The following is a 2996-nucleotide window of genomic DNA, read 5'->3' on the forward strand; positions in this document are numbered from 1 at the left end:
GGCGTCGGGAAAGGATTCCCGACCTACGGGGCGACACGGTTGTAGGTCGGCAATCCCTTGCCGACGAAGACGCTTATCGTTTATCCACCATTTCGGGGCTCACTTCGAAGCGGCCGATATTCCTGAAAACGGGCGCGGGGTTCACGCCGAAGGTATCGCGAAAGCTGTGGCTGAAATGCGTCGCGTCGGCGAAACCCGCGTCCAGCGCGGCGCGGGTCAGAGTGTCGCTGGCATGCAGCAGCTCCAAGGCCGACACCATCCGCTTCCACAGACGGAATCGACGGTAAGGCAGGCCGGTGCACTGGCGGAACAGATGAAGGAAGCGGGAGGGTGAAAGGTCGACCAGCTTCGCCAACTCCTCTTGCGAGAAATTCCGGTCCGGCTCGCGGCAAATTCGCTCGATGACCTGCCGAATGCGTTCATCCAACTCGATCGGCGGCTGATCGCGGGTATTCAGCAGCCGATCCAGGCGCTGTTCGACGGCGATACGGTTCGGGTCTTCCTCGTGGACCCAGCGAAAGCATTCGATCGTTTCCGCATCCTCGAAAAACCTTACTGTCGTTTCCGAATACGGAAAACGCTTCCGGAATCCTGTCGCGTCGGGGCCGTTTCGCTCCACGAACAGCTTTCCGTGCACGCCGCCGGCCATATCCAGGGCATGCCGAATCCCCGCGGGCACCACCGCGCAACGGCAACTCCGCCATTCGCCGTCTGCCAGCCTGATCCGAAACGGGCGATAGATGCCCACGTGCAGCACGTTGGCGCCATAGACGTGGGTTTCCAGATGCTGGATCGGACCGCAATAGAGTACCCGTCCGTGTCCCATGTAAAGCTGCGAAGTCCCGGGATAAAGCGCGCGCATAGCCAGTTTATGCAAGTCCTGTCGGCGAGACGTGAGTACAATCCCGAGCGCCGGCCATAGGCGGAGACGGTCTGGCGGCTCGGCAATCCATAGTGATACGCCGTCCATCATAATGAACCGGAACCGGCGTTTTCCAGAACTTTTCCGGGAGGATTTCCATGAACGACACATTGACACGCACGGAATTTCAATCGCGTTTCGAGGCTTTGCTGAGCCAGCTCTCAAAGGACAATATGATCGATTACGCCTTCATCGATATTCCCTCGGATCGAAAACCCTGGCTGGATACCGGCATCGACTTGTCCGCGGGCGAGCGGGTGACCACCTTTGCCGTGGGCAAGACCTGCCTCAAGGGCACCGATCTCTGGTTCGGCGCCGATTTCCAGCTATGGTGCCGAATCGGTCCGGACGGCGAAATCTTCCGCGGCACCCGAGCGAGCAATACCTTCGCCGTAGAAAAGCCGGATCGGCTGTATCTCGCCAGCTATTTTCCCGGCGAATGGGCCACCCGAACCGGCGAGTTGGCGACGCCGGACGAAGTCTACGAGCAGGCGAGCGGTTGCCTGGCGGCCTTGATCGTACGCTGGCGGGTCGAACCGATCGAAGGGCTGAAAAGGCTGGCGGCGCTCGGCGACGTGGACGGCCTAGTCGCGTCCGAAATCGACCGTTTGACCGATCCGGTCGTCCCGCCGCCAGGTTGGAACTATCTGTGGTTCGTGGGGCCTGCGGAAATCTACCGATCCTGCCGGACTCCGGAAAAGGAACCGGCCATCTGCTGCCACACCCATCGCGATGTGGGTTTGTTGCAGAAGGACGTTTCCCTGCCATTCGAGCCGAACACGCGCTTGCGCTGGGCCTGGCGCATGGATCGCCTGCCCTCGGAGGTGCGCGAGGACACGCTCGCGACCCACGATTACATGAGCATCGCCGTGGAATTCGACAACGGCCAGGACATCACCTATTACTGGAGCGCCGAGCTGCCCGTGGGCACCGCCTACCGCTGCCCGATTCCCACCTGGACCGCGCGCGAAACCCATGTGGCGATCCGTTCCGGCCGCGAGGGTCTGGGCGATTGGTTCAACGAGGAGCGCGATGTCCACCGCGATTACCTGGACTTCATCGGCGGCCCGCCGCCGGCTCGCATCGTGCGGGTGTGGCTGATCGCAGTGAGCTTCTTTCAGGGGCGGGAAGGAGAATGCCGGTATTCCGGCATCGAGTTCGTGACGAGGGAAGGGGTGACGTCGATACAATAAGCCCGGCTGCGTCGTGGCGGCTTAACGCAACGGCGTTATCGTTGACGGGACCAATCCATGCATTTCGATTTACGCGATCTCGAACTGTTTGTCGCCGTGGCCGAGGCCGGCAGCATTGCCAAGGCGGCCGAGCACTGTCATACGGTCGCTTCGGCCGTCAGCAAGCGGCTGTCGGATCTCGAAGCGGGGTACGGTACGGCGCTGCTGGTGCGGAGCAGCAAGGGCGTCGCGCCGACGCCGGCCGGCCTTGCATTGCTCGTACGCGCCCGCGCCGTCCTGCATCAGGCCGGGCAACTGGACCGGGAGCTGCGCGGCTATTCGGCGGGAGTTCGAGGGCAGGTGCGGGTATTCGCCAACATCTCGGCCATCGTGGAATTCCTGCCTTCGGCGCTCGCCTCGTTTCTGTCGGCCCATCCGGAGATTCAGGTACACCTGGAAGAGCACGTGAGCGGCGTCGTCGTCCGGGCCGTAGCCGACAATCTTGCCGATTTGGGCATCGTGAGCGAGATAGCCGCCGAGGACGGGCTCATGATGATTCCGTTCCGCGAAGACGAACTGGTCCTGATCGTTCAGCCGGACCATCCGCTGGCTTCGCGCGAGCGCGTCGATTTTTGCGAGACGCTGGACTCGGATTTCGTCGGGCTCCACAGCGACAGCTCGCTGCACTACCGGCTACTCCGCGCCGCCGCCGATGCGGGCCGGCCGCTCAATCTCAAGATACGGGTTACCAGCTTCGACGCCGTCTGCGCCATGGTGGCGGCGGGGCTCGGCATCGGCGTGGTGCCGCGGGCCGCCACGACGCCTTATACCGCATCGCTGGGACTGGTGCCGGTCGTTTTGAACGATGACTGGGCAAAGCGCCGGCTTCATCTCTGCGTCCG

The 2996-nt window shown here is 62.6% G+C and carries 3 protein-coding genes; 2 read left to right on the top strand and 1 reads right to left on the bottom strand.

Annotated features, from left to right (window positions below; all coding sequences use genetic code 11):
• Positions 1-73: 73 nt before the first annotated feature.
• Complete coding sequence (locus ABJK70_RS22780) at positions 74-877, bottom strand: AraC family transcriptional regulator (RefSeq protein ID WP_168183764.1); 804 nt, start codon at positions 875-877, stop codon at positions 74-76.
• 143 nt (positions 878-1020) lie between these two features.
• Between ABJK70_RS22780 and ABJK70_RS22785 the strand changes: the two genes are divergently transcribed.
• Both ABJK70_RS22785 and ABJK70_RS22790 read left to right on the top strand, forming a co-directional pair.
• Entirely contained in the window at positions 1021-2115 is a 1095-nt protein-coding gene (locus tag ABJK70_RS22785) for a DUF3047 domain-containing protein (RefSeq protein WP_347259229.1), read from the top strand.
• Positions 2116-2172: 57 nt separating this feature from the next.
• Positions 2173-2996 (top strand): LysR substrate-binding domain-containing protein (locus ABJK70_RS22790; RefSeq protein WP_347259230.1); only part of this gene is annotated, 824 nt, incomplete at its 3' end.

Source organism: Methylocaldum sp., from assembly GCF_039794385.1.
GTDB lineage: Bacteria > Pseudomonadota > Gammaproteobacteria > Methylococcales > Methylococcaceae > Methylocaldum.